The organism is Pseudoselenomonas ruminantium (assembly GCF_900104055.1).
Taxonomy (GTDB): Bacteria; Bacillota; Negativicutes; order Selenomonadales; family Selenomonadaceae; genus Selenomonas_A; species Selenomonas_A ruminantium_C.
Genome location: NZ_FNJQ01000061.1, coordinates 1 through 7,040, shown reverse-complemented (window position 1 = coordinate 7,040; position 7,040 = coordinate 1). Strand labels below are relative to the sequence as shown.

The 7,040-nt window shown below is 52.6% G+C and carries 8 protein-coding genes and 1 tRNA gene; 8 read left to right on the top strand and 1 reads right to left on the bottom strand.

Annotated features, from left to right (window positions below; genetic code table 11):
* On the top strand, positions 1-269 hold a 269-nt coding region (locus tag BLQ59_RS15275), incomplete at its 5' end, for an IS3 family transposase (RefSeq protein ID WP_143005392.1).
* A 160-nt stretch (positions 270-429) separates the two neighbouring features.
* Here BLQ59_RS15275 and BLQ59_RS15270 read toward each other — a convergent pair.
* Positions 430-504 (bottom strand) — tRNA-Arg (locus BLQ59_RS15270).
* 160 nt (positions 505-664) lie between these two features.
* Between BLQ59_RS15270 and hfq the strand changes: the two genes are divergently transcribed.
* The 7 genes from hfq to BLQ59_RS15235 all read left to right on the top strand — a co-directional run bounded on the left by hfq (position 665) and on the right by BLQ59_RS15235 (position 6,613).
* Positions 665-901 (top strand): RNA chaperone Hfq, encoded by a 237-nt coding sequence (gene hfq / locus BLQ59_RS15265; protein WP_014424739.1) that lies wholly within the window; start codon positions 665-667, stop codon positions 899-901.
* Between the two features lie 55 nt (positions 902-956).
* Positions 957-1,409, top strand: a complete 453-nt coding sequence (gene dut / locus BLQ59_RS15260; protein ID WP_074573668.1) for a dUTP diphosphatase — start codon at positions 957-959, stop codon at positions 1,407-1,409.
* Between the two features lie 5 nt (positions 1,410-1,414).
* Positions 1,415-2,758 (top strand): replication-associated recombination protein A, encoded by a 1,344-nt coding sequence (locus BLQ59_RS15255; RefSeq protein ID WP_074573667.1) that lies wholly within the window; start codon positions 1,415-1,417, stop codon positions 2,756-2,758.
* Between the two features lie 13 nt (positions 2,759-2,771).
* Complete coding sequence (locus tag BLQ59_RS15250) at positions 2,772-4,121, top strand: PTS transporter subunit EIIC (protein ID WP_074573666.1); 1,350 nt, start codon at positions 2,772-2,774, stop codon at positions 4,119-4,121.
* Positions 4,122-4,128: 7 nt separating this feature from the next.
* Positions 4,129-5,034 (top strand): N-acetylmuramic acid 6-phosphate etherase, encoded by a 906-nt coding sequence (gene murQ / locus BLQ59_RS15245; RefSeq protein WP_074573665.1) that lies wholly within the window; start codon positions 4,129-4,131, stop codon positions 5,032-5,034.
* Entirely contained in the window at positions 5,031-6,107 is a 1,077-nt protein-coding gene (locus BLQ59_RS15240) for a DUF871 domain-containing protein (protein ID WP_256324702.1), read from the top strand. Before murQ ends, BLQ59_RS15240 begins: the two co-directional genes overlap by 4 nt.
* Before the next feature lie 110 nt (positions 6,108-6,217).
* Positions 6,218-6,613, top strand: a complete 396-nt coding sequence (locus BLQ59_RS15235; RefSeq protein ID WP_074573663.1) for a hypothetical protein — start codon at positions 6,218-6,220, stop codon at positions 6,611-6,613.
* The last annotated feature ends 427 nt before the right edge of the window (positions 6,614-7,040 follow it).

Genomic DNA, 7,040 nt, shown 5'->3' with positions numbered 1-7,040 from the left:
CCAATAAGTTGTTCCGCGCCAAAATTGAACAGGCCGGTATGACACAAAGCATGTCCCGTGTAGCACATTGCCTAGACAATGGCCCCATGGAAGGCTTCTGGGGTATCTTGAAGCGCGAGATGTACTACAGGCGCAGATTTACTTCCCGGCAAGAGTTGGTTGAGTCAATTGAGGAATATATAAGATATTACACTTATGACAGACCACAGCGTCATTTAGGCATACGAACCCCAAGAGAGTACCACGAAAAACTGGTTGGAGCTGCATGAAAAAAGCTGCTCGCATTAGTTGCGAGCAGCAATGAATATTTTTATTTTTTTACCTGTCCACTTGACGGGGAGCACACCATTTCCCCGAGGGCTTTTCGTGATGGCTGGCATAATACAAAAAACACCTGTTCTACAAGACAACAGGTGTTATATACAAAAATGGTGCGCTCGGCGGGAGTCGAACCCACGCTTTCAGCTCCGGAGGCTAACGTCCTATCCACTGGACTACGAGCGCAACAACAGGTATTATGTTAGCATACATTTTATTGATTTGTCAATAGGTTTAAGCGTTTTTTGTTAAATTCATAGGTCAATTCCATTATTCGGGACATATAGAGCGATGTATGATATAATAATAGCGTAAAGAATTCGTAATTCACATGGAGGGATTATTTATGCCAGTAAAAGCGATTAACTTACAAGACACATTCCTCAATCAGGTACGCAAGGAAAATATTGAAGTGACCATTCATCTTGTCAACGGTTTTCAGATCAAAGGCAAGGTAAAAGGGTTTGATAATTTTACGGTCGTCCTCGATGTGATGGGAAAACAGCAGATGGTGTATAAGCATGCGATTTCGACCATTACGCCGGCTAAGCCTGTGAATTTTGCAGCCAAAGAAGAAGGTTAACCTGAAAGCCTTCCCCAGCGGGGAGGCTTTTTCTTTTAAGTGTAAAGGAGTTTGTATGAGATTACGTGGGTTTGAGGTGGTCAGCGGCTGGCAGGGGCATGATATCCGTCTGCCGCGGCGGAAGACGGCGGGCAGTGCCGGTTATGATATCGAGGCAGCGGCAGATATCACGGTCAAGGCCGGCGGAACAGTGCTGGTGCCTACGGGCCTGAAAGCCTATATGCAGGCCGGTGAGGTACTGACGCTCAATATCCGTTCCAGCATGGCGGTGAAGCATCATTTGTTGCTGAGCAACAGCGTGGGCATTATCGATGCGGATTATTATGACAATCCGGATAACGAAGGCCATATCATGGTGGCGCTGACCAATCTGGGGCAGGAGGATTTTGCGATTCATAAGGGCGACCGGATTGCCCAGGGCATCTTCCTGTCCTATCTGACCTGCGATGATGATACGGCAGGTGCGGGAGCAAAGCGTCAGGGTGGTTTCGGTTCCACGGGCAGGTGATTGAGATGGCAGAGGAACTTGATTTATTTTCGGCTGCGGCAGCAAGCAACAATGCCAGCGGGGCGGGGCAGCGCTTTGCGCCCTTGGCCCAGCGGATGCGGCCACGGAATTTTCAGGAGTTTATCGGCCAGCAGGAGGCCGTGGGCGGCGGACGTTTCCTGCGGCAGATGATTGAAAAAGACCAGATTTCCTCCATGATCTTCTATGGGCCGCCGGGAACAGGCAAGACCACGCTGGCCCAGATGATTGCGGGCATGACGGGCAGTGAGTTCAAGAAGCTCAATGCGGTGGCGGCAGGTATCTCCGATATTCGCCAGATCGTCAAGGAAGCCGATGATGCCCGTAAGTTTTATCAGAAGCGCACGATTGTGTTCATCGACGAAATCCATCGCTTCAACAAGAGCCAGCAGGATGTGCTGCTGCCCTATGTGGAGGACGGGCGGTTGATCCTGATTGGCGCGACAACGGAAAATCCGTTTTTTGAAGTCAATCATGCACTGCTCTCCCGGGTGCGGATTGTGCGGCTCTATCAGCTGACCGATGGACAGCTCGTGAAAATTCTGCAGCAGGCTTTGACGGATAAGGAACGCGGACTGGGGCATCAGGCGATAAATGTCAGCGATGAGGTACTGCTCTCCATGGCACAGCTCGCGGGTGGCGATGCCCGTATGGCCCTGAATATCCTCGAGGGTACGGCCTCCATGCTGCCGCTGGCGGGCGGGGAAATCACGCTGGATATGGTCCAGGAGATTCTCGGCCAGCGGGTACAGCGCTATGATAAGACCGGGGACAATCACTATGATACGGTATCGGCCTTTATCAAGAGCATGCGGGGCAGTGATCCGGATGCAGCGCTTCACTATCTGGCACGGATGCTGGCGGCCGGGGAGGATGTGAAATTCATCGCTCGGCGCGTGGTTATCTGTGCATCCGAAGATGTGGGCAATGCCGATCCCATGGCGCTGGTGCTGGCGATGAATGCGGCCAATGCCGTGCAGTTCGTGGGGATGCCCGAGGCTCGTATCATCCTGGGCCAGGCCGTGAGCTATATCGCTTCGGCACCCAAGAGCAATGCATCCTATATGGCCATTGATGCGGCTCTGCAGGATGTGCGCAACAAGAATTGCGGAGCGGTGCCGCTGCATCTGCGGGATGCCCATTATAAGGGCGCGGCCAAACTCGGTCATGGGACGGAATACATCTATCCGCACGACTATTCGGGGCATTTTACGGAGCAGGTTTATCTGCCCAAGGAAATTGAAAATGCCCATTACTATCAGCCAAGTGACAATGGCCAGGAAAAGCGTATAGGGGATTATCTGCGCCAGTGCTGGCCTAACCGTTTTTAAGGGAGGAGAATAGATGAATAATGAGGAGCTGGGGAGAAAATTATTTGCTGTATTAGGAGGCCGGGAAAATATCACGCATGCCTATAACTGCATGACGCGTTTGCGGGTGCAGCTGCGGCAGAAAGATGAAGACATGCTTTCCGCTGTCAAGCAGGTGCCGGGAGTTATGGGGATTCACGATAACGGGGAAGAACTGCATATCATCCTGGGCCCCGGTACGGCCACGCAGGTGACGACCGTGGTCAACAATCTGCTGGAGGCCGCTGGCAAGCCGAAAATCGGTGATGGCAAAGAGCTGCATCAGCAGATTCGCGAGAAAAATGCTACGCCGGGAAAATTGCTGCTCAAAAAGATTGCCAGCATTTTTATCCCGTTGATTCCGGGCTTTATTGCCTGCGGCCTGCTCACTGGCATTCTGGGCGTTATGGCGAAGATCTCGCCGGAGGTAACGGCTTCGCCCATCTGGCAGTTGGCAGCAGTGGCTGGCAACGCGGTGTTCTGGGGCATGAATCTCTTTGTGGGTTATAATGCGGCCAAGGTCTTTGGCGGCACGCCGATTTTAGGCGGGGCGCTTGCGGCACTGATTAGCCATCCTGGTTTGGCTAATGTCGTCATCGATGGGGACAAACTGGTTCCAGGACGCGGCGGTGTGATTGCCGTGATATTGGTGGCCTTTATTGGTGCATGGTTCGAAAAACATCTGCATCGTTTGGTGCCGACGATTTTTGACCTGTTCCTGACACCGTTGCTATCTTTCCTATTGGCCGGTATGGCTGCAATTTTTGTCCTGCAGCCATTAGGCGGGATGATTTCGGCCGCGATTGGTGCAGCAGCTACAGGCGCAGTTGCTTCCGGCGGCTCTGTAGTAGGCTTTATCCTGGCAGGCTTGTGGCTGCCGATGGTCATGATGGGCATTCATCAGGCACTGACGCCTATTCATGCGGATTTGATTGCGCAGTATGGCGTAACCATTCTGCTGCCGATTCTGGCTATGGCCGGAGCTGGACAGGTAGGGGCGGCCATAGCGGTCTATGTCAAGAGTAAGAATTCATTCTTGAAAAAGACCGTGGCTTCGGCTCTGCCAGTTGGTTTGATGGGCGTCGGAGAACCACTGATTTATGGTGTTACTCTGCCGTTGGGACGTCCCTTTATTGGCGCCTGCATTGGCGGTGCCTTTGGCGGTGCCGTACAGGCACATTTCATGGTCGGCGCTTCGGCCATGGGAATTTCTGGCCTTCCACTGGCGGGGACGACCAATAATATTCCAATCTATCTGTTGGGCATCGTAGTCGCTTATATCGCCGGCTTTATTGCCACATATCTGCTGGGATTCGATGATCCCGCTGAAGAAAAGGAGTCGTAATCAATCCATGATAGATTTGCAGAAATTAAGCACAGAAAAACGCAATCCGGCCACGGCCCATATTGATGAATTATCGACATTATCCATGCTGCAGGTTATCAATGACGAAGATAAGAAGGTTGCGCTGGCGGTGGAAAAGATCCTGCCGGAGATCGCCGAGGCTGTGGAGGTGATAACGGACAGGTTGGCAAAGGGCGGGCGGCTCTTTTATATGGGTGCTGGTACTTCCGGGCGTCTGGGTATCCTCGATGCTTCGGAATGTCCGCCGACCTATGGCGTGGAACCGGACCTGGTGCAGGGGCTGATTGCCGGGGGAATACCGGCCATCTTCAAAGCCCAGGAAGGGGCTGAGGATAATCCGGAACTGGCTCGCAAAGATCTGGCGGATAAGGAATTTACCGCCAGAGATGTACTGGTGGGCATTGCGGCTTCCGGACGCACTCCTTATGTGATTGGCGGCCTGCAATATGCGCAAAGATTGGGAGCGGCGACAATCGCTCTGGCCTGTTCGCCCGAACCTGCCATTGGCGAGTTTGCCGATATCGTACTGACACCAGTTACCGGGGCTGAAGTAGTCACGGGTTCTACGCGCATGAAGGCTGGTACGGCGCAGAAATTGGTGCTTAATATGCTGTCAACGGGCACGATGATCAAGCTGGGCAAGGTCTATGGCAATCTGATGGTAGATGTCAAGACCTCCAATAAGAAGTTGGAGGAACGGGCACGGCGTATCGTGATGGAGGCCACGGGCTGCAGCCGGGAGGAAAGTATCGCTGCTTTGACTGAAGCGCAGGGCAACGCCAAACTGGCCATCTATATCCACTTGACCGGAGCAGATTTTGCTGCCGGTCAGCAGGCACTAGCTAAGTCGCAGGGACATCTGGCATTGGCATTGAAGCAGGAGGGCGAATGATGGAAAACGGCATTTCCCTTTATCCGGGGCTGGATAATACGTTAGCAGAAAATCTGCAGCTGATTGAAGATGCTGCAGCCTGCGGCATCCGTCGCATCTTTACGTCCCTGCATATTCCGGAGACGGATGCAGACGTGCTCAAGAAAGAACTGGCCATTATCCTGGCAGCAGCCAGAGAACGTGAGATGGAAATCATCTCGGATATTTCGCCCCGTACCTTAGAGATGCTGGACATGCAGGAATTCAGCCTGACGGCGTTCAAGGAATTGGGCATCGGTACCCTGCGTTTGGATTATGGCTATGAGACCAGTCAGATTGCGGAGCTCAGCCACAATGAACTGGGTATCCGCCTGCAGCTCAATGCTAGTACCATTACGGAGCAGATTTTGGCGGAACTGCAGGCTGCAGGCACGGATTTTTCCCATATCGATGCCTTGCATAATTTCTATCCGCGCAAGGGTACGGGACTCAGCGAAAAGGCTTTATGCCGCAAGAATGCGTTACTCAAAGCGGCAGGGATAAAAGTCGGTGCCTTCGTACCCAGCCATGGCAGACAGCGTGGGCCGCTCTTTGAAGGGCTGCCGACGCTCGAAGCCCATCGCCTTTGGCAGACGGATCGGGCGGCGCGTCATCTGGCGGCCTTGGGCATTGACTCGGTCTTCCTGAGTGACAGCCTGCCTCTGCCGGAGGAAATGCAGGCGGTGGGCAGCTTGCGGGCAGATGAAGTTGTGGTAGAAGCAAAGTTATGGACCGATGACGCAGTTCAGCGAAAGCTATTGCAGCATCATTTTACCGCCCGCGAAGATGAGGCCCGGGATGCCATCCGTGCCCAGGAAAGCCGCGGTCTGCTGCGAGGAACGATTGCACCGGAAAACAATAAGGAACGGCGGCGGGGGGCAATTACTCTCGATAATCAGGATTATTTGCGCTATATGGGCGAGCTGCAGATTGTCAAGAAATCCCAGCCTGCCGATAAACGGGTAAATGTTGCAGGACAGATAGCAGAATGCGAACTTTTTATGTTGAAATATATCACGCCGGGACGGAAATTTTCATTCAAACTGCTTGATTGACATTTGTGGGCTGATATGTTATTGTAAATATGTAAACAACGGCAATGGAGCCCGGACGATTTTCGTCCGGGTTTTTTGTTGCTATCAATACATAAGGAGGACTGTTATCCATGATTACTTTCCCATTATTTTCCGAACTGGAGCAGCACCGCGATGCGGCCAATGAAAACTTCCATCACAATATTAAGCCCCTTTTGGTGGAGCGTCTGAAGGACTTTGGCTTTCAGGCCGTCAATGAAGATGCCTCCGGCATCATGCAGCTGCAGGAGAAGGCAACCCAGAACAGCTACATCCTGACCATCCGCAAGTATGAGATTACCATCAATTTCCAGCATATCAAGACCGGCGAACAGGTGCTGATTTGTGCCATCAGCAATCTGGAGCTCAGCGCCCATGTCATCATGGATATCATCATCGATTCCATTGACAGCTGGCTCCAGTACGGCGTAGTCTATGACTACAAAAAAGCCCAGCAGCTGGAGGCGCGGGCGCGCAAAAGGGATTAAAACCCATACATATTGCAGTTTGTAGTTGCGTGCTTGAACGCAATTGGTTACAGATTTGTGGGGCGGAGGTGGGGATACTTCTTCGCCACTTCCACCCAAAGGTATATCTGTGTCAAATGGCTAAGTCTCGGCTGTAAGCCGCAAGTACATCGATGTGCTTGTTACGGGGAGAAGCGAGTTTGTGCCAATAGCTAAATCCGTGTCTTGGGGCGAACGGGGGAGTGCTTTTTCTGGTGGAGCGACAGTCTGAGCATAGCGAAGACCGGCCCGTTGCAGAAAGTCACTGGGGAGCACGCTGAAAGACGCGCCGTTGGCCTGCCCGGCGCATTCAGACTAAGTAATGTTGACCTTGCCGAGCGGGTCGTTTAGCGCAACCAGAAAAAGCACTCCCCCGTGAACCCCTGACTGCGCATGAGCGGGATACCTT

Bases quoted from the DNA above. Each gene is read 5' to 3' on its own strand.
- BLQ59_RS15250 (WP_074573666.1), top strand. From the start codon at position 2,772: ATGAATAATGAGGAGCTGGGGAGAAAATTATTTGCTGTATTAGGAGGC.
- BLQ59_RS15255 (WP_074573667.1), top strand. From the start codon at position 1,415: ATGGCAGAGGAACTTGATTTATTTTCGGCTGCGGCAGCAAGCAACAAT.
- murQ (WP_074573665.1), top strand. From the start codon at position 4,129: ATGATAGATTTGCAGAAATTAAGCACAGAAAAACGCAATCCGGCCACG.
- dut (WP_074573668.1), top strand. From the start codon at position 957: ATGAGATTACGTGGGTTTGAGGTGGTCAGCGGCTGGCAGGGGCATGAT.
- BLQ59_RS15235 (WP_074573663.1), top strand. From the start codon at position 6,218: ATGATTACTTTCCCATTATTTTCCGAACTGGAGCAGCACCGCGATGCG.
- hfq (WP_014424739.1), top strand. From the start codon at position 665: ATGCCAGTAAAAGCGATTAACTTACAAGACACATTCCTCAATCAGGTA.
- BLQ59_RS15240 (WP_256324702.1), top strand. From the start codon at position 5,031: ATGATGGAAAACGGCATTTCCCTTTATCCGGGGCTGGATAATACGTTA.